Here is a 21,822-nt window from a genome sequence, read left to right on the forward strand (position 1 = left end):
GTTACCGTCCGTTTACGCGGGCGCAGGAATGCCGCTCGATTAAAACAGAGTTCATCGTGCGGGTGAGCTGCTCCGTTGACCTGGTTTCCAGCTGTTCAAAAAGAAGCGACGTCATTTGCTCGGCAACAGCTTGAACAGGAACACCGATACTAGTCAGCGGCACTTCAAGCGTAGCCATCTGCGGAATGTTGTCATAACCGATAATCGACATATCTTTTGGAATCACCAGACTCGTTTCGCGGATGGCCCGCACAATGCCTGCACTAATATCATAGCTCGCACCAATCACAGCAGAAGGAAGAAAAGAAGACCGCAGCATTCTTTTGGTTGCCTGATAGCCGTCATACCATTCAAGACCGGCTGAATTAATAAACGACTGTTTATGAACCGGCAGGTTAAAATGCTGCATCGCCCGTTCAAAGCCGCGGTACTTTTCCTGCTGACGCAAATTAAGGGGAGAAAAATCGCCAATAAAAGAAATGTCCCGGTGGCCGAGCTCTTTTAAATATTTGACTGCCTGAAACATCGCTTCTTGGTAATGAAGGTCCACAAAGGAAAAAGAATTTTGCGGCCCGGCTCCGTATGAAACAACGGGAAACGGCGCGGTCACACCAGAAGAAAGATTGTTTTCCTCATCGAAAATCAGCACCCCATCTACATGAAACCGTTTGAACAAATCAAGAGAAGCCTGGACAGGGTTAACGGATAAAATCATCGAAAACCCCCTTCTTTGAATTTCGTTGTTCAGCTCGGTCACAAGAGTAGAATGAGCTGCACGATCCAGCGTCGGCCAAATCAATCCAATGGTTTTGGATTGATTGGTGACCAGCTGCTTTGCTGCAAAATTAGGCTCATACCCCATTTCACGTGCCACCCGATGAATCTTTTCTTTTGTTTTCGGCTGAACGAGCGGACTGTCATTTAATGCTTTTGAGACCGTTGAATAGCTGACACCAGCCGCTTTTGCAATATCTTTTATCGTAATGGCCATAATCAATCACCTGAGTTGTTTTTTCTTCATGTTACTCTAAAAAAACGTTGTTATCAATAAAGGATTGCGTGAAATAAAACAATGCAGTATGATAATAACAACGTTGTTATTATGAAAAGGGAGATGGGAAACGTGAAAGCATTTATGGATGATCAATTTTTGTTGACCAATAAGACAGCGGTTACATTGTATGAGGACTACGCTAAAGGAATGCCGATTATCGATTATCACTGCCATTTAAGCCCAAGAGAAATTTATGAAAACAAGCAGTTTGCTAATATAACGGAAGCATGGCTGTATGGGGACCATTACAAATGGCGGCTTATGCGGGCAAATGGGGTAGAGGAGTCACATATTACGGGAGACGCTGATGACTACGATAAGTTTCTTGCCTGGGCAAAGACGGTTCCTATGACAATCGGCAACCCGCTATACAACTGGACACACCTTGAGCTGCAGCGGTTCTTTGGCATTCACGAGCTGTTAAATGAAAAAAGCGCACCGGCCATTTGGGAAAAGGTAAACGGGCAGCTGGCAAGCGGGCGAATGGGCGCGCGTGACTTGATCCGGAACTCTAACGTAAAAGTTGTTTGTACAACGGATGATCCGGCTGATTCTCTCGAGTATCATCAAAAGCTGTTAGAAGAAGGCGGCTTTGATGTAAAGGTTGTGCCGGGATTCCGCCCGGATAAAGGCCTTGAACTTAACCGTGACAGCTTTAAGGATTGGACGGCGGCACTTTCAGAAGCGGCAGGCATACACATCGACAGCTACGATGCATTTTTAAAAGCGCTCGAAGCCAGAATTGACTTTTTCCACCAAACGGGCGGACGTGTATCCGACCACGCACTCGACCAGGTGATGTTTGCGGAGACTACGCAGGAAGAAGCCGGCGCCATTTTCAAAAAAGCGTTAAATGGCGAAAAGGTATCCGTTGAAGAAGAAGCAAAGTACAAAACATACACGCTGACATTCCTCGGTGAGCAGTATGCCAAACGAGGCTGGGTGATGCAGTACCATATGCATGCCCACCGCAATAACAATGAGCGCATGTTCGGGCGCCTCGGTCCTGATACGGGCTATGACAGCATGAATGATGAGCCGCTCGCAAAGCCGCTTGTCGGGCTGCTGGACGCTCTTGAGAGAAAGGGCAGCCTGCCAAAAACGGTACTGTATTCTTTAAATCCGAAAGATAACTACACAATTGCCAGTGTAACAGGCAGCTTCCAGGGAGGCGGCGTGCCGGGCAAAATTCAGTTTGGGACGGCCTGGTGGTTTAATGACCAGAAGGACGGAATGCTTGATCAAATGAAAGCACTGGCCAATCTTGGCTTGTTCAGCCAGTTTATCGGCATGCTGACGGATTCACGCAGCTTTTTGTCCTACACACGCCATGAATATTTCCGCCGTCTTGTCTGTGATTTAATCGGTACGTGGGTCGAGCAGGGGGAAGTCCCGAATGATATGGACCTTCTTGGCGGAATTGTTAAAGGGATTTGCTTTGAAAACGCGGCCGCTTATTTTGACTTCGGCTTAAATGAAAAAGGGGGCGGACTTCTTGCAGCGTCTAACCAAAACAGCGCACGGTAAAACAGAATACCCAGAACGGGTGCTTCAATTTGGCACAGGCAATTTTTTAAGAGCATTTACCGACTGGATGATTCACCGTATGAATAAAGAAACAGATTTTAACGGCAGTGTAGTGGTTGTTCAATCCACTAAACGTGGTGCCGCGGATGTGATCAATGAGCAGGACGGGCTGTACAGTCTTTTTCTCCAGGGAATGCTGGACGGCAGAGCCGTGCGCCAGCATGAAGTAATCGAATCGATCAGCCGGGCGCTGAATGTACACGACCAATACGACGAGTATATGGCACTGGCAACGAGCCCGGATCTCCGGTTTGTCGTCTCTAACACAACTGAAGCCGGCATCGCGTTTGACGAGGAAGACGAGCTGGAGAGCCGCCCGCAAAACAGTTTTCCGGGTAAATTAACAGCGTTGTTATGGAAACGGTTTACTCATTTTAATGGAGACTCGGGTAAAGGGCTCGTGATCATTCCGTGTGAACTGATTGACCGAAATGGTGCAGTGTTAAAAGAAATGGTGCTACGTTATGCAAAAGCATGGCAGCTCGGCGAAATCTTCGCGGAATGGGTAGAGACAGCGAATACATTTTGCAACAGCTTGGTCGACCGGATTGTACCGGGCTATCCCGAAGAGGATGGAGAAGAGCTGGAAAGGGAGCTTGGCTTTGAAGACCAGTTAATGACTGTCGGTGAGCATTATCACTTGTGGGCGATCGAAGGGCCTGGCTGGCTGGAGGAAGAGTTTCCAGCTCATGCGGCCGGATTGAATGTAAAAGTGGTGGAGGACCTGGCTCCGTACCGGTTAAGCAAAGTGTTTATCTTGAACGGGGCACACACTGCTTTAACGCCGATTGCGCTGCTTTCAGGAATCGAAACGGTAAAAGAAACCGTGACGAACAGCGATACAAACGCTTTTGTTGAAGGGCTTATTTTCGAAGAAATTATACCGGCGATTGGGCTGCGAGAGAAAGAAACGACTGCTTTTGCGCATGAAGTGTTAAACCGGTTTGCCAATCCGTTTGTCCAGCATTATGTGAAAAGCATTGCTTTGAATGCGATACCGAAATTTAAAACGAGAAATATGCCGGTACTGATCAAGTATGCAGAAGCATTTGGTGAAGTGCCTCAGCGGATAGCGCTTGCCCTTGCTGCCTGGATTCATGTATACAAAAAAAGCGAAACGGATGAAGCGTATATCGTCGATTTTTTCCGCGATCAATGGCGTGCATGCAATGGTACAGATGAAGCCATTGAAGAGCTTGTGCGAAATGTGCTCGGATATGAAGCGCTGTGGGGCCAGGATTTAAACCGTATCTCCGGCCTGGCAGACCAAACAGCCCGTTTTGCGCTTGACATTGAACGCAACGGCGTCATCGATACGTTAAAGAAAGCAGGTGCACATGGTGAAAGATACGCTGATCATCAACGGTCGTGATAATGTCGCGGTAGCGCTTCGGGATTTACCAAAAGGAACGCACATCAAATCGGGCGTAGAGCTCTCAGAGGACGCAGTCCGAGGGCATAAAATTGCGCTGCAGGATATCGAAGAAAATAACAACGTTGTTAAATACGGTTTTCCGATTGGGCATGCTACAAAGCCCATTAAAAGGGGAAGCATTGTTCATACGCATAACGTAAAAACCAATTTAAACGATATTCAGACCTATACTTTTACACAAAAATTAAACGATAATCCATTTAAACGATCAACAGCGGTTTTTAAAGGTTACAAGCGTGCCAATGGAAGTGTCGGTATTCGTAACGAGCTCTGGATTGTCCCGACGGTCGGCTGTGTAAACGGTATTGCCGACCTCATCATTGAGCAGTTCAAGCAGGAACGGGGCGGAGATATTACACCTTTTGAAAACGCGCTCGTTTTAAAACACAATTACGGGTGCTCTCAGCTTGGGGATGACCATGCCCAGACAAAACAAATATTAGCAGACGCCATTGTCCATCCAAATGCAGGCGGAGTGCTGGTGCTTGGGCTTGGCTGCGAAAACAACAATATTAATGAGCTGCGCGATTCACTCGGCGAATATGATGGAAGCCGTGTTCAATTTCTGCTTTCACAGGACGTAGAAAATGAAGTGGAGGCAGGAGTGAAATGCCTGCACGCTATCTGGGAAGCCGTAAAGCATGATCACCGGGAGGAAGTACCGCTTTCTGAGCTTAAAATTGGCTTAAAGTGCGGGGGATCAGACGGGTTTTCCGGTATTACCGCCAACCCGCTCCTGGGCCGGTTTTCTGACTTTCTCACTGCCCAGGGCGGCACGACCGTGCTAACAGAAGTGCCAGAAATGTTCGGTGCCGAAACAATCCTGATGGAGCGTGCCGAAAATGAGGAAGTGTTCAAGAAGATTGTCGGGCTGATCAACGATTTTAAGCAGTATTTTATCGACCACAACCAGCCTGTATATGAAAATCCATCACCGGGCAATAAAGCAGGCGGCATCACAACGCTTGAAGATAAGTCACTCGGCTGCACGCAAAAAGCCGGCACATCGACAATCGTGGATGTGCTCCCGTATGGAGGCCGCTTAAAAAAGCAGGGGCTGAATTTATTAAGCGCTCCTGGAAATGACTTGGTGGCTTCTTCTGCTTTAGCGGCATCCGGCTGCCAGATGGTTCTTTTTACAACAGGGCGCGGTACCCCATTTGGCTCATTTGTGCCGACGGTAAAAATCGCTACAAACACGCCGCTTTACGAGAAAAAGCGTCATTGGATTGATTACAATGCCGGAGCGCTGATTGGAGACATATCAGCAGACCTGGTCCTTGAGGATTTTATTCAATATATTATCCGGGTAGCAAGCGGTGAATGGGTGAATAATGAAAGAAATAATTTCCGCGAGCTCGCTATTTTTAAAACAGGCGTAACGCTGTAAGAGCCGGTCCCGAACTTTCTGAATAGGATGGCTTCCACTTCAAAATACTAGTCGTGTGCAGACAAGCACACACTATCTACTTTGATGGAGGGATACGATGGGTATTTTAAGTGGAAATCCAAAAGACGAGCCGCTGCACTACGGTGAAGTAGCTGCTATCTGGTCAGGCTCCCTGGCCGCTAAAAGCGCAGCCGCTTTTTACAGCACAATGTTAAACCATGCCGGTGATGGCGATTTGAAGAGAGTGATCGAGGAAGGCTTAACATTGGCACGTGCGGAAATGGCAGGCCTGGATGAAATCTTAAGAGAAAATGGCGTAGCGATCCCGCCGGAGCCTCCTGAACGTCCACATGCAGATCTTGAAAGCATTCCACCGGGAGCGCGTATTCAAGATCCAGAAATTGCGTCGATGATCGGAAAGGATATCGGCATGGGCTTAACATCGCACAGCCAGGCAATGGCGCAGTGTATCCGTGAAGATATTGCGATGATGTTCGGAGAGTTTCACACAGCCAAAGCGAAACTTGGTCAGACTAACTTACGGCTTTTAAAAGAAAAAGGCTGGCTTGTTGTGCCGCCCCTTCATATGAGCCACGTAAATGCATAGTGAAAAAGCAGGACTGTTATCCAGACAGTCCTGCTTTTTTTCTGAAAATAGAACCAATTGTGCCAGCACCAATTGACGCTTTTTAAGCTTGTCCGATAAGATAAAAACAACACATTCAGGAGGGGCCGAATGAGCGGAACATCAATGCTGGAAAAAATAAAACTTCAAAGCAGTGAGATGAGCACAGCAGAACAAAAGGTAGCGTCCTTTATTTTAAGTAATGCCCACCTTGTACCGAGCATGACGACAGGGGAGTTATCGAAAAGGGCGGAAGTCAGTGAAGCAACGGTCATCCGGTTTTGCAAAACGATTGGGGTTGGAAGCTACAAAACGTTTAAATTAACACTCGTCAAAGAATTGTCGAATACATCCATGAGTGTCAATGACTTTTCATTGCTGCAGTCTAAAGATTCGCCCTATGAGCTGTTTAACAAAGTCACCCACGTGAACCGGGGTGCGCTTGACGCCGCCCTTTCAGCATTGGACAAGCGGGAGTTGTCTAAAGCTGTCCAGGCACTGCTTCAATCGAAAATGATCCTATTTTATGGAGTAGGCGGTTCAGCTGCTGCGGCCGTTGATGGACACTATAAATTTGCGAAGCTTGGCTTCCATGCGGTCATGACGCCGGATTTTCATTTTTCACTTTCGGTGGCTGCCCATATGCAGGAGGGAGATGTGTTTATCGCAATCAGTACGTCAGGCAAAACAAAAGACGTTATTGAGCTCGCTCGTTTTGCCCAATCAAGAGGCGCCACCGTCATCGCTATTACGGCTGTGGGCAAATCGGTTTTGTACAAAGAAGCCGATATTATTCTTGGAACACCAATGGTGGAGCATGAAAAGCGGATTGGGAGCATTGCTTCTAGAACCGTTCAGATGAATATGATTGATGCTCTGTACGTAGCGGTTTTTCATCAAATTGGCTCCTATGTAGAAGAGCCATATGCAAAAGCATCTGATGCTGTTTCAAAATTAAAAAAATAATAAAAAAGTAAAATTTCACAAAATGTGCTGGAAAAATTGTATTTTTATTTCTTGGGCGTATAATAGGAGTTGGGACGCTTCAAGAGAAATGAGTGATAAAATGCAAACCGTACAAGATGTTAAGCAAGTGGCAGATGAAGACACATTTGACTGTTTCCGTCACATCAACGAACTGTTACACTCAGGTCAAATAAACGATTCCATCATGTTCAAAAGCATAAAAGAAGAAATAGGTTCGATTCACAAATTGGTGATCGCGGCCATTCAAACGATTCAAAAAAACGGACGATTAATTTATCTGACTCCTCGAGCAAGTGAGCGTATTCATATAACCGATTTAAGCGGACCAGTGAGACTGCAAAATTATAGCGTTGGAAAAAAATACTGCCCAAAATCGGGCAAAAATGAGCTTTTAGCACGAATGGATTTAAACGAACTCCAGGCTGGGCCTCGTGATATGGTCATTTGCTTTGCGGCAGAGGCATCCTCTTATACGGAGAGCAGCTTAAGATACGCACGGAAAAGCGGTGCGATGACAGCAAGTATTCTGCTTGGCCAGGAACCAGAGGAGAAAATGCTGGCCAGTATCAATATAAAGCTGGATTTGGATCAACATTCAACCGCCTTTCAGCGGGCATGGCTGCAAAATCTGTTTATCCGTCTTGTTTCACAGGCAGCATCAGCTTATATTCTCCAATACGAGTTAAAAGAAATTTCCTTTTAATTCTCTGTTTTTCCAATGAGACAAGAAAAAGCAGAGATTTTTGTTTTACGCTAAAATGCGACAGCACTTTAGTGGTATTTGTGTGCAGTTTATTTTATAATAGGAACAGCGTACAATTTTAACGACAAAGGAGTTTTCTTAACATGGCACAAAAAACATTTACAATTACAGATGAAACAGGTATTCACGCTCGTCCGGCTACAGTACTTGTTCAAACAGCTTCAAAATTCAGCTCAGATGTAAACCTTGAGTACAACGGCAAAACAGTAAACCTAAAATCAATCATGGGCGTTATGTCTCTTGGTATTCCAAAAGGCGCGTCTATCACAGTAACAGCTGCTGGTTCTGACGAAGATCAGGCAATCGAAGCTGTAGGCGAAACAATTAAAACTCAAGGTCTTGGCGAATAATTTTTGTCCAAGTTTTCTCTTAAAACGGAAAGAAGAGTCCCTTCTTTCCGTTTTTTCATACATAAAAATCGAAACGCGGAGGAAATGAAATGGCTTACTCACTGATTGCGATTGATTTGGATGGGACATTTCTGAATGAGGAAAAAGAAATTGATCAGCGTTCCATCCGGGCAATTCGCGCTTTTGAAAAATCGGGCGGCCGGGTAGTAATCTGCAGCGGCAGGACACCGCTTGCTACACGCTGGATTGCTGAAACAATCGGTTTAAAAACGCCGATTATTTCGTTAAATGGTGCAGTGCTTCACGATGAAAAGGGCGAATTGCTCAATCAAAAAACCTTTTCATATGCAGGTTTAAAGCAATTTGTTTCATTTTGCGAAGAGGAAAACATATGTGTTCATTTATATGAAGGAAACGACTTGATTGTACCAGAGAAAAACCGCTGGAATGAGAAATGGGTAGACCAAAATATTCTTCCGCTCGTTCAAACAGGCGGCTTGCGGGAACGGCGAAACACATATTTAGAGGAATGCAGGGTGCGGGTGACACCGAACATCAGTCAATGGCTCGAGAACCATCCGGATGTCTCAAAAATGGCCATTTTCAGTGAAACAGGCGATTTTCGGGAGATTGAACAAAAAATCAAAACAAGCCTGCCGGATGTGGAAGCAGCCAGCAGTTCCAATTATGTGAATTTAGAAATTTCGCCTCATGGTGCAACGAAAGGCAGTGCTTTAAAGGAGCTTGCCCTGCGTCTTGGCGTGCCGCTTTCCCAAACAGCCGCCATCGGTGATAACTTCAATGACATTTCGATGTTTCAATGTGCGGGCATTGGCATTGCCATGGGGAACGCACCAGCAGCCGTTAGGGCCGCAGCGCAGCACGTAACCGCTTCAAATGATGAAAATGGCATTGGAGAAGCGATCGATTTTTTAATGCGGTAAAGGTTCAAGCTGGAGAGCCGATGAGCCGGCGGGCTTTTCTATAGGACAGGCACTGAGTTCATCTGCCTATGCTCATCAGCGAAAGCTTTCATCAAAAAGACATAAAACCTTTGTGGATATTCGCAAAGGTTTTATGTCTTTTTTAAAATATTATTTCATAATTATTAAAAAATATTGAAAGTTAAAATCAAAGCGGTTACAATGATGGCATTATTCAAGAGGGGGGATTTAGTTGGGGGAAAAGCTGATGCAGCTGACGACCGAGTCAAGAAACAGCCGTACCATGCAGATAGACACAGCAGATACAAAAACAATCTTAACGATGATGAACGAGGAAGACCATGGCGTGGCAGAAGCTGTCAAGGAAGTGCTTCCTGACATCGAACAGGTCGTTGGCTTTGTGCTTCACTCGTTTCAAAAAGGAGGCCGTCTTTTTTATATAGGCGCTGGAACGAGCGGCCGTCTCGGTATGCTCGATGCGGTTGAGTGCCCGCCAACGTTTAGCACACCGCCCCAAATGGTGCAGGGTCTTATTGCGGGAGGTGAACACGCCTTTGTAAAAGCGGTTGAAGGAGCAGAAGATGATGAAGCCGCCGGCCGGCAGGACCTCCAAAGCCGCGGATTAACAGAAAGGGATACCGTCGTTGGATTAGCGGCAAGCGGCAGGACGCCTTACGTAAAGGGCGGGCTCGCGTATGCCCGGGAAATTGGTGCCAAAACAGCTGCTATTTCCTGCAATAAAAATGCTCAAATCAGCGCGTATGCTGATCAGCCAATTGAAGTCGTGGTCGGACCGGAAGTGTTAACGGGATCTACACGCTTAAAAGCAGCCACAGCACAAAAAATGATTTTAAATATGATTTCGACCGCCTCCATGCTGCAAATGGGCAAGGCATTTGAAAATTTAATGGTCGATGTGCGCGTGAGCAATGTAAAGCTGAGACAAAGAGCGGTTCACACAATTGTCCGGGTAACAGGCGTCCCCAAAAAGCAGGCAGAAGAAACACTCGATGCAGCCGGAAACGAAGTGAAAACAGCGATTGTGATGCTCGAATGCGGCGTGCCATTCGAAGAAGCTAAAGAGCTGTTAACAAAAGCGGAAGGATATGTGCGCAGAGCTGTTAAAAGGGGGGGCGCACGCGGAGGAAGCAGCCGATGACCACAGGGGGATTAAACAGGCTGCGGAGCATTTTGCCCCAGCTGCCTCCTTCAGAAAAAAAAGTCGCCCAGTTTATTTTGGGACAGCCTGAAAAGCTGCTGCATGCTACAGCAAGCGAAATCAGCCAAATGGCTGGTTCAAGCAGCGCGGCAGTGATTCGCTTATGCAAATCAATGGGGGTTAAAGGGTTTCAGGAGTTAAAAGTCCGGGTCGCCGGTGATTTAGTGAAAGTACCGGAAGCAGGATACCGGGATATTGAAAGCGGCGAAACGCTTGATGGCATCACACAGAAAACATTGAGCAATGGGATTCAAAGCTTAACGGATACAGCCGAATTGATAGATTACGGGCAAATGGAGGCGGCGGTTGAGGCACTGGCGGGAGCAAAAACGGTTCACTGTTTTGGTATCGGCGCTTCGAGCTTAATTGCGATGGATGCCCAGCAAAAACTGCTGCGCATTCACAAAAACGCAACGGCTTTTACTGATACACATTTAGTGGCATCCCTGATTGCCAACGCGGCAGCGGATGATGTGCTTTTGGGCATTTCGTTTTCAGGAGAAACACAGGAAGTGGCACGTCTCCTGTCCCTCGCCCAAAAGCGGGGAGTCAAAACGATCAGCTTAACCAGATATGGATCATCTACCGCTGCGTCTCTGGCGGATATCAACTTGTTTACATCTGCATCAAGCGAAGCACCGCTCAGAAGCGCTGCCACCGCTTCACGATTTGCTCAATTGTTTGTGATTGATGTGTTATTTATGGGTGTGGCAACAAAAGAATTTGATCAAACGGTACAGTATATTGATCGTTCAAGGGAAGCGATCGGCTTTTTAAAAGAATCAAAATAAAAAAGGGGAAACAAAGGGTCGAAATACGGGGAAAGGGTGAGCGGGGATGACAAGCGAAAATAAAATGATCGCACAGCAAATTTCCGACTGTTTAGGCGGACCGGAGAATGTCGAATCTTTTACCCACTGCATGACGCGGCTGAGAGTAACACCAGTAGATTATGCGCGCGTAAATACAGAGGCGATAAAAAAAATTGATAGAGTTTTCGGAGTGGTTGAAGAAGAAACGATTCAAGTGATTCTAGGTCCGGGGAAAGTCAATAAAGTCGCAGAAGAGTTTGGCAAAATCATGGATGCGTCAGGTGGAAAGATACTGAGAGACCGTGCAGCTGCCGTAAAAGCAGAATTAAAAGAAAAAAATGCCACGCCGTTTAAGCTGTTTTTGCGTAAAATATCGAGCATCTTTATTCCGCTTATTCCGGCACTCGTTGCATCTGGACTGATTACAGGTATATCGAAAGCGATTATTCAAGCAGGCTGGCTGGCGGCTGATTCACAAACCGCTCTTCTTTTAACAGCGATTGGCAGCGGCTTGTTTGCTTACCTCGGCATTTTAGTCGGCTTAAATGCGGCAAAAGAGTTTGGCGGATCACCTGCTCTGGGTGCGCTGGCCGGCATTTTGGTCATCAATCCGGCGATTGAAGGCGTTACATTGTTTGGGGAAGCATTGGTGCCGGGACGCGGCGGCTTGATTGGAATTTTGTTTGCGGCTATTTTCATCGCTTATGTTGAGCGCTGGATTCGTAAAGGGGTGCCGCAGTCGCTTGATATTATCGTGACGCCGACCATTGCCCTGCTGATTACCGGTATTGTCACGTATGTGATTTTTATGCCAATCGGCGGTTTTATTTCTGAAGTGATTACAAATGGTCTGCTGGCTGTTTTAGATATAGGCGGAATCGTCGCTGGCTTTGTACTTGGCGCAACGTTTCTGCCGCTCGTGGTAACGGGCCTTCATCAAGGGCTGACACCAATTCACCTGGAACTGCTCAATTCCATCGGAGATGATCCGCTTCTTCCTATTTTGGCCATGGGTGGAGCCGGCCAGGTGGGCGCTGCCTTTGCGATTTATATGAAAACAAGGAAAAAACGATTAAAGCGGGCGATAGGGGGATCTCTTCCTTCCGGCATGCTCGGCATCGGTGAGCCGCTTATTTTCGGCGTGACGCTGCCGCTCGGAAGGCCATTTTTGACCGCCTGCCTCGGTGCAGGTGTTGGCGGCGCGTTTCAGGCATACTTCAATGTTGCCACAAGTGCGATCGGGGTTTCCGGCCTGCCGCTTTCGTTTATTGTTCTTCCGCATCAAATTCTATTGTATTTAGCCGGACTTGTTATCGCGTATGCGGCCGGTTTTGCATTTACGTATTTGTTCGGCTTTAAAGATGAAATGGCCAAAGAGTTTAATGAATGAAGAAAGCAAAGCGCAGAGACTCTTTTCTGCGCTTTTTACATAAGGAGGATGCGCATGTTTGGAATTTCGGTTTATTTAAATGAAGACATCGGAGAAAAGCAAGAGCAATATGTAAAGAAAGCAAAGGAGCATGGCTTTAAGTGGGTATTTACATCGCTGCATATTCCCGAAGATGATGCCTCGAAGCTTAGCAGCCGGTTCCGCCAGCTTGCCAGGCTCGCCCGGGAAACAGGGATGGCGCTTTTTGCGGATGTTTCTCCCGCATCACTTGAGAAAATCGGCTTGGCTATGGACCGGGCCGAAGAGCTGCTTGAATGGGGCGTTGCCGGGCTGCGCGTAGATTACGGTATTGCCGGAAAAACGATTGCGGATCTTTCTAAAAGGATGAACATAGCACTCAATGCCAGTACGCTGACTCAGCGTGAATACGAAGACATTCTTTCGGCTGGAGCAGATATCAGCCGCATTGAAGCGTGGCATAATTTTTATCCGCGTCCGGAAACAGGACTTGGAGAAGCCTATATGGAAGAAAAAAACAAATGGCTCCTTTCACTCGGTTTGAGAACCATGGCGTTTGTTCCGGGGGACCGCCATAAGCGCGGCCCGCTGTTTCAGGGACTGCCCACATTAGAGAAGCATCGGAACCGGGCGCCTTTTGGGGCGGCGCTTGAGCTGATCCGCCAGCTGCATACGCAAAAAGTACTGATTGGTGATCCGGACTTGTCAGATGAAGCCTTCCGGCAGTTTAAGTGTTTCGAGGAGGACGAATGTATTCCGCTGCGGGCAAAACCATTTACGGATGTCACTCTTTATGCGGACGCTCAAACGAACCGGCCGGACCCGGCAAGAGATTGTATTCGTTCCGTTGAATCAAGAGGGTTTGCCCAAGCCGGTGACAAAACAGTAGAGCCTTTTCAGACGGTTGAGAGGCCGAGGGGAACGATTACCGTCGACAACAAACGGTATTTACGCTATGCCGGGGAAATGCAAATTACGCTGAATGACCTGCCAGCCGATGAAAGAGTAAACGTGATTGGCAGAATCAGTGCGGAAGACCTGCCGCTTCTTTCGTTTATCGGGCCGGGCGGGCGCTTTATCATTCACTGGGACCAGTAAGCAGTTCTTGCCCCGCCATCTATGATTTTTTCTTTTTGTTTTGGGGAAAAGAAAAGGGAGGTGATGGATATGAATATAAATGTAAAGCCGGCCGCTGTGGCAGAACTGAAAAAGTATGAGTTTGGAGAAAGCGAAGGAGTCCGGATCGAATCGATTTTTATCGGCAGCTGTTCGATTGCATCCGAATACCATTTGCGAATCGATCGTAAAAAAGAAGGCGATGATTTGTTTACCGTCTCAGGCATTCCGTTTCTTGTTTCAAAAGAAAGCCAGGAAAATCTCCACGACCATATTGCACTCGATTTTAACCCGGCGATGGGTTACAAGCTGACATCAGCCGAAGAAACCTACCGTTACAATTTAAAATTGGAGCGGGCATAGTAAGATCTTTCTCTGAGAAACTTTTAAGACTGTCGACAAAGCCGGCAGTCTTTTTTTTTGTAAACACTTCCACTGCCGAAAACGGAAAGGGGGCTTATCGGGGAGTACCGCTTGTTTGAAAGAACACGCCAGGGAAAGTCAGCCAGATTTCACACCTTAAAGCAGTACGAGGGCTTTCTCGGCTCACATCCAAAAAGTTCCTGCTTCTTGTGTGCGAAAAAAAATAAAAGGATATGCGGGCAGCCGGTTTTATTTGTCTGCCATTTGGAGTCTTTCTTTTGAAAGATCTTTTTTGGTACATAATCTAACAAAAGTTCAGACAAATAGTTTGAAAAGTACGAGTATATAGTTAGATCTTTCATGGAATTATATGTTTTTTATTCCTATTTGAAACATTGATGGAAATCAATTTTGGGGAGGGGATAAAGAAGTTAATTTCAAATCCATACATAACAGATTTATACGCTGACCTTCTTGGATAAAAAGCTGTGTATATCATTTTTAAGGGGTGGTTATATGAAAGGGATGAAAAGATTCTGGGGCAAACAAACTGTTATCGCAGCCGTTTCGGCAGCTGCACTTGCATTAAGCGGCTGTGCAGCTTCAAGTGCTTTAAATGAAGAAAAAGAAAAGCCTGCTGCTAATACAGAAGGAGATACAGTAAAAGTAGGTGTGCTTCATTCGTTAAGCGGAACAATGGCAATCAGTGAAGTGTCACTTCGGGATGCGGAATTAATGGCTATTGAGGAAATTAACGCAAACGGCGGTGTTCTTGGAAAGCAGATTGAGCCGGTCGTTGAAGATGGGGCCTCAGACTGGCCGACATTCGCCGAAAAAGCAAAAAAACTTTTGCAGAAAGATGAAGTCGCAACCGTTTTCGGCGGCTGGACATCTGCAAGCCGAAAAGCGATGCTGCCGGTATTCGAGCAAAATAACGGCCTGCTCTGGTATCCGGTACAGTATGAGGGAATGGAGTCTTCACCGAATATTTTCTATACAGGAGCCACAACGAATCAGCAAATTGTTCCGTCTGTGACATGGCTTCTTGAAAACAAAGGAAAATCCTTTTTCTTAATCGGTTCTGATTACGTATTTCCGCGCACAGCAAACAAAGAAATCAAAGCACAGCTTAAAGCAGAAGGCGGCACTCTAGCAGGTGAAGAATATACACCGCTTGGCCATACCGATTACAGCACACTGATCAGTAAAATCAAAGAGAAAAAACCAGAAGTCATCTATAACACGCTGAATGGAGACAGCAACGTTGCCTTTTTTAAGCAGCTGAAGGATGCAGGAATTACAGCGGATGACATTACAGTTTTGTCTGTCAGTATTGCGGAGGAAGAAATTCGCGGCATTGGGACGGATATTTTAACAGGCCATTATGCAGCGTGGAATTATTTCCAAACAACGGATACGCCGGAAAATAAAAAGTTCGTTGCAGCTTACAAGAAAGCATATGGGGATGATCGTGTAACCGGCGATCCAATTGAAGCAGCGTATAATGCCGTTTATTTATGGGCAGCCGCCGTTGAAAAAGCCGGATCCTTTGATGTTGATGCAGTGAAAAAAGCGGCAGGCGGCATTGAATTTAAAGCGCCGGGCGGAACAGTCACCATTGACGGAGATAACCAGCATACGTACAAAACTGCCCGAATTGGTGAAATTCAAGCAGCCGGCCAGTTTAAAGAAGTATGGAACTCAGGCGAGCCTGTTAAACCGGATCCGTATTTAGAAACGTATTCTTGGGCAGAAGGACTAAATTAATCGGTACAAATAAGGGAGGGAAACTTCTCCCTTATTTGTTTTTTAAAAAGGAGTGAACTACATGGCAGTCGTGGCTACACAGCTGTTTAACGGGATTAGTCTTGGCTCTATTTTGCTTTTAATTGCCCTTGGGCTGGCCATTACATTTGGGTTAATGAATGTGATTAATATGGCGCACGGAGAGTTTATTATGGCCGGGGCATATACAACTTATGTGGTCCAGCAGGCATTTTCACATTATGTTCCAGCGGCGCTATTTAATTATTACTATATCGCAGCAATTCCACTCTCATTTTTAATTGGTGCCCTGCTTGGCTTTGTTCTTGAAAAAACGCTTATCCGTTTTTTATATCACAGGCCGCTTGACAGCCTGCTGGCCACGTGGGGGGTCAGCTTAATTTTACAGCAGATGGCACGGTCCATCTTCGGCGCACCAAATGTCGCAGTTACGGCACCGGCCTGGCTTGACGGCGGGTTAACAATCGCGGGTGCTGTTTTTCCTTATAAGCGTTTATTTATCATCGCGCTTGCTGTGATTTGTATGGTTGCCCTTTATTTATACCTTGATAAAACAGCAGCGGGCCGGAAAATGCGCGCAGTTACAATGAATCGCAGCATGGCGTCAAGCCTGGGGGTGTCTACTCAAAAGGTGGATGCGGCAGCATTTGCAATCGGTTCAGGACTTGCCGGCATTGCAGGATGTGCCCTAACGGTTCTGGGTCCGATTGGCTCAACAATTGGCACCTATTATATAGTAGATGCTTTTATGATTGTTATTCTCGGCGGAATTGGAAGCCTGGCCGGTACTGTTTTTGGTGCACTTAGCATCGGTATGCTTGGCACAGTGGCTGAGTTCTGGACGGGTGCCTCCATGGCAAAGGTCATCGTATTTGCGGCTATTGTCGCCTTTTTACAATTTAAACCGGCCGGGCTGCTGTCAGCACGCACGCGGTCATTAGAATAGGAGGGAACAAAATGGATAAGAAAAAACTGGGCTATTGGCTTTTTTTTATCGCACTGTTTTTAGGCCCTCTTTATTTAACTGAATTTCGCCTGGCGCTTTTAGGAAAGTTTTTGTGTTTTGCACTTGTCGCTCTTGGTATCTGTCTCATCTGGGGATACACCGGCATTTTAAGCCTTGGGCATGGTGTTTATTTCGGCCTCGGTGCTTATTGCACGGCGATGTACTTAAAGCTTGAAGCAGCGGGCGGCACACTGCCAGACTTTATGGAATGGAGCGGTGTAACAGCTCTTCCGGCATTTTGGCAGCCATTTTCAAACCCCGTTTTTGCGCTTAGTGCATCTTTGTTGATTCCAGCGCTGCTCGCGGCAATGCTTGGTTTTTTAACGTTTAAAAATCGAATTAAGGGAGTGTATTTTTCCCTAATCAGCCAGGCTGTCGTTGTTGTGTTTGTGACGCTTTTTGTGGCGAAGCAGGACTGGACCGGAGGCACAAACGGATTAACGAATTTTACTACATTTCTTGGTTTTTCATTAGCGTCCCCGCTTGTGCAGATTGTCCTTTACTTAATGACAGTTTTGATTTTGGGTGCCTCGTTTACTCTTGCTGCTGCCTTGACAAAAAGCCGGGCAGGGCGGGTGTTGTCGGCCGTGCGGGACGGCGAAAATAGAGTGCGCTTTTTAGGATTTAACCCAACATCTTATAAAGTGTTCGTTTACAGCTTGTCTGCGGCACTGGCAGGTCTGGCTGGCACATTATTCGTCCTGCAGGTTGGCCTTATCTCCCCGGCTATGATGGGGATTATCCCATCGATTGAAATGGTGCTGTGGGTAGCCGTAGGCGGCCGGTATTCATTGATTGGCGCTGTTTTAGGAGCCATTGTTGTCAATAGTGCCAAAAGCTTTTTTAGCGAGTCTTACCCCGACATATGGTCGATCTTTTTAGGTCTTCTGTTTATTATTGTGGTGATGTTCTTGCCGAATGGTATTGTGGGCGCGGTGAATTCGTGGAATGAAAAGCGGGTCAAATCCAAGCGAAAGGGAGGAACTGCCGATGCAGCCGATTCTGTCGTGTCGTGATGTGAAAGTTTCATTTAACGGATTTCAGGCACTTCAAGGAGTTGATCTAGCCGTTTATCCGCAGGAAGTCCGTTTTTTAATCGGGCCAAATGGCGCCGGAAAAACCACACTGCTTGATGTGATTTGCGGAAAAACGAAAGCAAGTGGCGGTGAAGTCGTATACCGGGAAACGGAAAACATTCGCAAACTGCAGGAGCATGAAATTGTGCGTCTTGGCATTACCCGTAAGTTTCAGGCGCCTTCTGTTTTCACTAATTTGACCGTGCTGGAAAATCTTGAGCTTTCCCTTAAGCAAAAAAGAAGCCTCTGGGCAGTCATGCGAGCCAAATTAACAAAGGAAGACGAAGAAAAGATGGACGCTATGCTTCACCGTATTGGCTTAACCGAGCAGCGGCACCAGCCGGCCGGGATACTTGCACATGGCCAGAAGCAGTGGCTTGAAATTGGCATGCAGCTCATGCAGGAGCCGGAAATTTTGCTGCTGGATGAACCGATCGCCGGGATGAGTGAAACTGAGCGCTATAAAACGGGAGAACTCATTCATGGCATTTCAAAGACCTGTGCAATTTTAATTGTAGAGCACGATATGGAGTTTGTCCGAAACTTTTCGAAACAAGTGACAGTTATGCATGAAGGCCGGGTGCTCTGTGAAGGGACAATGGCTGAAATTCAGCAAAATGAACAAGTGGCCGAAGTTTACCTCGGAAGGAGAGACAGCGCATGTTAAAAGCAGAAGGTATCCGGGCGGGGTACGATGAAAGCATGGTGCTGAATGATGTATCTCTTCAGGCGGAAATTGGAAAAGTAACAGCAGTACTCGGGCGTAATGGAGTTGGAAAATCCACTTTGATTAAAACGATTGCCGGTCTTATTAAACCGGCAGACGGTTCCATCAAGTGGATGGATGAAAGAATAGAAAAGAAAGCTCCCGAATTTCGAGCGAGAAGTGGTATTGCGTATGTACCACAAGGACGAGAAATTTTCTCAGCTTTAACAGTAGAGGAAAATTTACTGTTGGGTCTTGAAGCTCTGCCAAGGAAGGAGCGAAAGGAGCTGCCAGGTGAAATATTCGAATGGTTTCCCATTTTGCGTGAAATGATGCATAGAAAAGGCGGCGACCTGAGCGGCGGCCAGCAGCAGCAGCTGGCAATTGCGAGAGCCATCGTTGGCAGGCCTAAAATGCTTCTTTTGGATGAGCCAATGGAAGGAATCCAGCCATCAATCGTGCAGCTTATTCAACAGGTGATTATCGACATTGCCTCGAAGCAAGGAATGGGTGTTGTTTTAGTAGAGCACAGTCTTGATCTTGCTTTTGCCTGCGCTGATTATTATTACATTTTGGATCACGGTACGGTAGTAAGCGAGGGGATCACGGATATGGCGCATAAAGACCTGGTAAAACAGCATTTAATTATTTAAATCGAAAGGAGAAAGGAGGACAAAACGTCCTCCTTTTTGTGAATAAAATAAATTTTCTAATAACATTCATTCCTTTTGGCTGGAAAAAAAGTTATAATCATGTTAGGAAATGTTACATGGATAACAAAATCTTTATCTTTTAATGTGTAAAATAAAGGATGTGTAGAAAAGGAAGAAGGGGTCTTTTATGAAGCTGACGGCACGCGAGCAGGAAAAGTTAATGATTGTTGTGGCAGCTGATTTGGCACGCCGCCGCAAAGATAGAGGATTAAAGCTGAATTATCCGGAATCGATTGCTCTCATTACGTATGAAGTGATGGAAGGAGCACGCGATGGAAAATCGGTGCCGGAGCTGATGCAGTTTGGCACAACGATTTTATCAAGAAAAGATGTAATGGAAGGTGTTCCGGAGATGGTTCACGATATTCAAGTAGAAGCAACCTTTCCGGACGGCACAAAGCTAGTCACCGTTCATGACCCGATACGTTAAGGAGGAGTGCACATGATTCCTGGTGAATACAAGCTTCAAAGCACTGCGGTTGTATGCAATGAAGGAAAAGAAGAAACGAAGGTTTTTGTGACAAACCGGGGTGACCGGCCCGTTCAAGTGGGTTCCCACTTTCACTTTGCGGAAGTGAATCAGGCACTCGAGTTTGAACGTGACAAGGCACTTGGTAAACGGCTGAATATTCCCGCAGGCACAGCAGTCCGTTTTGAACCGGGAGACGGCAAGCCGGTTGCGCTCGTTCCATTTTCCGGCGAGCGGCGCGTATACGGGTTAAACAATCGTGTGAATGGCGCGCTTGATGGGGAGGAAGAGGCATGAGTTTTCAAATGTCACGCCGGCAGTATGCGGATATGTTCGGACCCACAACTGGTGACTGTATCCGTTTGGCAGATACAGATCTCTTTATCGAAGTTGAAAAAGATTACACGGTGTATGGGGATGAAGTGAAATTCGGCGGGGGGAAAGTGATCCGTGACGGGATGGGTCAGCACCCCCTTGCTACCCGCGCAGAAGCTGTTGACCTTGTACTGACCAATGCCATTATTCTTGACTACACAGGTATTTATAAAGCGGATATTGGTGTAAAGGACGGAATGATTGCCGCCATCGGCAAAGCGGGCAATCCCCTTTTGATGGACAAAGTAGACATTGTGATCGGCGCTTCTACCGAAGTGATTGCCGCAGAAGGAAAAATTGTCACAGCCGGCGGCATCGATGCTCACATTCATTTTATTTGCCCGCAGCAAATCGAAACAGCGCTTGCCTCCGGCGTCACAACGATGATTGGCGGCGGAACAGGACCGGCTACTGGAACAAATGCGACCACATGCACCCCGGGTGAGTGGAATATCTTCCGTATGCTTGAAGCAGCCGAAGCGTTTCCGATGAATATCGGCTTTCTTGGCAAAGGAAATGCGTCCGGAATTGAGCCGCTTGAAGAACAAATTCAAGCGGGCGTGATTGGCTTAAAGCTGCATGAAGACTGGGGCACAACAGCTGCCACAATTGATACGGCGTTAAGAACAGCCGACAAGTACGATATTCAGGTTGCCATTCATACCGATACATTAAATGAAGGCGGCTTTGTGGAGGATACGATTGCGGCGATCGATGGACGGGTGATTCATACATACCATACAGAAGGAGCAGGAGGCGGGCATGCGCCGGATATTATCAAAGCGGCCGGCTATCCAAATGTTCTTCCTTCTTCCACAAATCCAACCCGTCCTTACACAGTCAATACATTGGACGAGCATTTGGACATGCTGATGGTCTGCCACCACCTTGATCCATCGGTTCCGGAAGATATTGCGTTTGCTGACTCGCGCATTCGGAAAGAAACGATTGCGGCAGAAGATATTTTGCATGATTTAGGTGTGTTCAGTATGATCAGCTCTGATTCCCAGGCAATGGGGCGGATTGGCGAGGTAATTCTGCGCACATGGCAGACGGCCGACAAAATGAAAAAGCAGCGAGGAAAAATGAGTGAAGAAACAGGGCAAGGCGATAATTTCAGGGCGAAAAGATACGTTGCGAAATATACGATCAATCCTGCTTTAACACATGGCATTTCCGACTACGTTGGTTCTATTGAAACAGGCAAGCTTGCAGATCTTGTCCTATGGGAGCCTGCTTTTTTTGGCGTGAAACCAGAGCTTGTTCTAAAAGGCGGCTTGATTGCCCACAGCATCATGGGTGATCCAAACGCGTCCATCCCAACACCGCAGCCGGCTTTGTACCGTCCGATGTTTGCAAGCTTTGGCAGGGCACTTTTCAAAACATCGATGACCTTTATGTCTAAAGCGGCGATCGAGCGCGGCGTTCCAGAAAAGCTCGGTTTAGAGAAAATGATCCGTCCTGTCGGCGGCATCCGCACTTTGCAAAAAAGCGATATGAAATACAACGGTGAAACACCAAAGATCGAGGTGGACCCGCAGACATATGAAGTAAAAGTAAACGGTGATCTGATAACGTGTGAACCGGCAGAAACCGTGCCAATGGCGCAGCGCTATTTCTTATTTTAAGGTGGGATCGA

22 protein-coding genes are annotated in these 21,822 nt (G+C 46.7%); 21 read left to right on the plus strand and 1 reads right to left on the minus strand.

Going from position 1 to position 21,822, the window contains the following annotated elements; translation table 11 throughout:
- Position 1: 1 nt before the first annotated feature.
- Positions 2-991, minus strand: a complete 990-nt coding sequence (locus L2D08_RS04780; protein ID WP_242232588.1) for a LacI family DNA-binding transcriptional regulator — start codon at positions 989-991, stop codon at positions 2-4.
- A 144-nt stretch (positions 992-1,135) separates the two neighbouring features.
- On the opposite strand from L2D08_RS04780, the gene uxaC reads away from it, so the two are divergent.
- From uxaC to ureC, 21 genes are all read left to right on the plus strand, one after another.
- Complete coding sequence (uxaC, locus tag L2D08_RS04785; RefSeq protein WP_242232818.1) at positions 1,136-2,581, plus strand: glucuronate isomerase; 1,446 nt, start codon at positions 1,136-1,138, stop codon at positions 2,579-2,581.
- Positions 2,550-4,013, plus strand: coding sequence for a tagaturonate reductase (locus tag L2D08_RS04790; protein ID WP_242232589.1), 1,464 nt, complete (start codon positions 2,550-2,552; stop codon positions 4,011-4,013). Before uxaC ends, L2D08_RS04790 begins: the two co-directional genes overlap by 32 nt.
- Complete coding sequence (locus L2D08_RS04795) at positions 3,982-5,466, plus strand: UxaA family hydrolase (RefSeq protein ID WP_309241328.1); 1,485 nt, start codon at positions 3,982-3,984, stop codon at positions 5,464-5,466. Before L2D08_RS04790 ends, L2D08_RS04795 begins: the two co-directional genes overlap by 32 nt.
- Positions 5,467-5,563: 97 nt before the next feature.
- Positions 5,564-6,073 (plus strand): DUF3231 family protein, encoded by a 510-nt coding sequence (locus tag L2D08_RS04800; protein ID WP_242232591.1) that lies wholly within the window; start codon positions 5,564-5,566, stop codon positions 6,071-6,073.
- A gap of 129 nt (positions 6,074-6,202) precedes the next feature.
- Entirely contained in the window at positions 6,203-7,057 is an 855-nt protein-coding gene (locus L2D08_RS04805) for a MurR/RpiR family transcriptional regulator (protein ID WP_242232592.1), read from the plus strand.
- Between the two features lie 88 nt (positions 7,058-7,145).
- Positions 7,146-7,781 carry a phosphoheptose isomerase family protein gene (locus L2D08_RS04810; RefSeq protein WP_242232593.1) on the plus strand — a complete coding sequence of 212 codons (636 nt, stop codon included), beginning with the start codon at positions 7,146-7,148 and terminating at the stop codon, positions 7,779-7,781.
- Between the two features lie 143 nt (positions 7,782-7,924).
- On the plus strand, positions 7,925-8,191 hold the full coding sequence (locus L2D08_RS04815; RefSeq protein WP_242232594.1) for a phosphocarrier protein HPr: 267 nt from the start codon (positions 7,925-7,927) through the stop codon (positions 8,189-8,191).
- An 89-nt stretch (positions 8,192-8,280) separates the two neighbouring features.
- Positions 8,281-9,135, plus strand: a complete 855-nt coding sequence (locus L2D08_RS04820; protein WP_242232595.1) for an HAD family hydrolase — start codon at positions 8,281-8,283, stop codon at positions 9,133-9,135.
- A 247-nt stretch (positions 9,136-9,382) separates the two neighbouring features.
- Positions 9,383-10,294 (plus strand): N-acetylmuramic acid 6-phosphate etherase, encoded by a 912-nt coding sequence (murQ, locus tag L2D08_RS04825; RefSeq protein WP_242232819.1) that lies wholly within the window; start codon positions 9,383-9,385, stop codon positions 10,292-10,294.
- Positions 10,291-11,145, plus strand: a complete 855-nt coding sequence (locus tag L2D08_RS04830) for a MurR/RpiR family transcriptional regulator (RefSeq protein WP_242232596.1) — start codon at positions 10,291-10,293, stop codon at positions 11,143-11,145. Before murQ ends, L2D08_RS04830 begins: the two co-directional genes overlap by 4 nt.
- 46 nt (positions 11,146-11,191) lie before the next feature.
- Entirely contained in the window at positions 11,192-12,556 is a 1,365-nt protein-coding gene (locus L2D08_RS04835; protein WP_242232597.1) for a PTS transporter subunit EIIC, read from the plus strand.
- A 54-nt stretch (positions 12,557-12,610) separates the two neighbouring features.
- On the plus strand, positions 12,611-13,672 hold the full coding sequence (locus L2D08_RS04840) for a DUF871 domain-containing protein (protein WP_242232598.1): 1,062 nt from the start codon (positions 12,611-12,613) through the stop codon (positions 13,670-13,672).
- 69 nt (positions 13,673-13,741) lie between these two features.
- Positions 13,742-14,053, plus strand: coding sequence for an iron-sulfur cluster biosynthesis family protein (locus L2D08_RS04845; protein ID WP_242232599.1), 312 nt, complete (start codon positions 13,742-13,744; stop codon positions 14,051-14,053).
- 525 nt (positions 14,054-14,578) lie between these two features.
- Positions 14,579-15,820, plus strand: coding sequence for an urea ABC transporter substrate-binding protein (gene urtA / locus L2D08_RS04850; RefSeq protein ID WP_242232820.1), 1,242 nt, complete (start codon positions 14,579-14,581; stop codon positions 15,818-15,820).
- 61 nt (positions 15,821-15,881) lie between these two features.
- Positions 15,882-16,784, plus strand: coding sequence for an urea ABC transporter permease subunit UrtB (gene urtB / locus L2D08_RS04855; protein WP_242232600.1), 903 nt, complete (start codon positions 15,882-15,884; stop codon positions 16,782-16,784).
- 11 nt (positions 16,785-16,795) lie between these two features.
- A complete protein-coding gene (urtC, locus tag L2D08_RS04860; protein ID WP_242232601.1) occupies positions 16,796-17,860 on the plus strand; it encodes an urea ABC transporter permease subunit UrtC in 1,065 nt (354 codons plus the stop codon).
- Positions 17,835-18,587, plus strand: a complete 753-nt coding sequence (urtD, locus tag L2D08_RS04865) for an urea ABC transporter ATP-binding protein UrtD (protein ID WP_242232602.1) — start codon at positions 17,835-17,837, stop codon at positions 18,585-18,587. Before urtC ends, urtD begins: the two co-directional genes overlap by 26 nt.
- Complete coding sequence (gene urtE / locus L2D08_RS04870; RefSeq protein ID WP_242232603.1) at positions 18,581-19,279, plus strand: urea ABC transporter ATP-binding subunit UrtE; 699 nt, start codon at positions 18,581-18,583, stop codon at positions 19,277-19,279. Before urtD ends, urtE begins: the two co-directional genes overlap by 7 nt.
- A 187-nt stretch (positions 19,280-19,466) precedes the next feature.
- A complete protein-coding gene (locus tag L2D08_RS04875; protein WP_242232604.1) occupies positions 19,467-19,769 on the plus strand; it encodes an urease subunit gamma in 303 nt (100 codons plus the stop codon).
- A 12-nt stretch (positions 19,770-19,781) separates the two neighbouring features.
- Positions 19,782-20,105, plus strand: coding sequence for an urease subunit beta (locus L2D08_RS04880; protein ID WP_242232605.1), 324 nt, complete (start codon positions 19,782-19,784; stop codon positions 20,103-20,105).
- Positions 20,102-21,811: an urease subunit alpha gene (gene ureC, locus L2D08_RS04885; RefSeq protein WP_242232606.1), complete on the plus strand. Its 1,710-nt coding sequence runs from the start codon at positions 20,102-20,104 to the stop codon at positions 21,809-21,811. Before L2D08_RS04880 ends, ureC begins: the two co-directional genes overlap by 4 nt.
- Positions 21,812-21,822: the final 11 nt, after the last annotated feature.

The sequence above is a fragment of the Domibacillus sp. PGB-M46 genome (assembly GCF_022668875.1).
In the GTDB taxonomy this organism is placed as follows: domain Bacteria; phylum Bacillota; class Bacilli; order Bacillales; family Domibacillaceae; genus Domibacillus.

Excerpts from the sequence above, each read along its gene's own strand:
- L2D08_RS04800 (WP_242232591.1), top strand. The coding sequence starts at position 5,564 with ATGGGTATTTTAAGTGGAAATCCAAAAGACGAGCCGCTGCACTACGGT.
- L2D08_RS04830 (WP_242232596.1), top strand. The coding sequence starts at position 10,291 with ATGACCACAGGGGGATTAAACAGGCTGCGGAGCATTTTGCCCCAGCTG.
- uxaC (WP_242232818.1), top strand. The coding sequence starts at position 1,136 with ATGGATGATCAATTTTTGTTGACCAATAAGACAGCGGTTACATTGTAT.
- ureC (WP_242232606.1), top strand. The coding sequence starts at position 20,102 with ATGAGTTTTCAAATGTCACGCCGGCAGTATGCGGATATGTTCGGACCC.
- L2D08_RS04815 (WP_242232594.1), top strand. The coding sequence starts at position 7,925 with ATGGCACAAAAAACATTTACAATTACAGATGAAACAGGTATTCACGCT.
- urtC (WP_242232601.1), top strand. The coding sequence starts at position 16,796 with ATGGATAAGAAAAAACTGGGCTATTGGCTTTTTTTTATCGCACTGTTT.
- L2D08_RS04810 (WP_242232593.1), top strand. The coding sequence starts at position 7,146 with ATGAGTGATAAAATGCAAACCGTACAAGATGTTAAGCAAGTGGCAGAT.
- L2D08_RS04805 (WP_242232592.1), top strand. The coding sequence starts at position 6,203 with ATGAGCGGAACATCAATGCTGGAAAAAATAAAACTTCAAAGCAGTGAG.
- L2D08_RS04840 (WP_242232598.1), top strand. The coding sequence starts at position 12,611 with ATGTTTGGAATTTCGGTTTATTTAAATGAAGACATCGGAGAAAAGCAA.
- L2D08_RS04875 (WP_242232604.1), top strand. The coding sequence starts at position 19,467 with ATGAAGCTGACGGCACGCGAGCAGGAAAAGTTAATGATTGTTGTGGCA.
- urtB (WP_242232600.1), top strand. The coding sequence starts at position 15,882 with ATGGCAGTCGTGGCTACACAGCTGTTTAACGGGATTAGTCTTGGCTCT.
- L2D08_RS04880 (WP_242232605.1), top strand. The coding sequence starts at position 19,782 with ATGATTCCTGGTGAATACAAGCTTCAAAGCACTGCGGTTGTATGCAAT.
- L2D08_RS04820 (WP_242232595.1), top strand. The coding sequence starts at position 8,281 with ATGGCTTACTCACTGATTGCGATTGATTTGGATGGGACATTTCTGAAT.
- urtD (WP_242232602.1), top strand. The coding sequence starts at position 17,835 with ATGCAGCCGATTCTGTCGTGTCGTGATGTGAAAGTTTCATTTAACGGA.
- urtE (WP_242232603.1), top strand. The coding sequence starts at position 18,581 with ATGTTAAAAGCAGAAGGTATCCGGGCGGGGTACGATGAAAGCATGGTG.
- L2D08_RS04835 (WP_242232597.1), top strand. The coding sequence starts at position 11,192 with ATGACAAGCGAAAATAAAATGATCGCACAGCAAATTTCCGACTGTTTA.
- L2D08_RS04845 (WP_242232599.1), top strand. The coding sequence starts at position 13,742 with ATGAATATAAATGTAAAGCCGGCCGCTGTGGCAGAACTGAAAAAGTAT.
- urtA (WP_242232820.1), top strand. The coding sequence starts at position 14,579 with ATGAAAAGATTCTGGGGCAAACAAACTGTTATCGCAGCCGTTTCGGCA.
- murQ (WP_242232819.1), top strand. The coding sequence starts at position 9,383 with ATGCAGCTGACGACCGAGTCAAGAAACAGCCGTACCATGCAGATAGAC.
- L2D08_RS04780 (WP_242232588.1), bottom strand. The coding sequence starts at position 991 with ATGGCCATTACGATAAAAGATATTGCAAAAGCGGCTGGTGTCAGCTAT.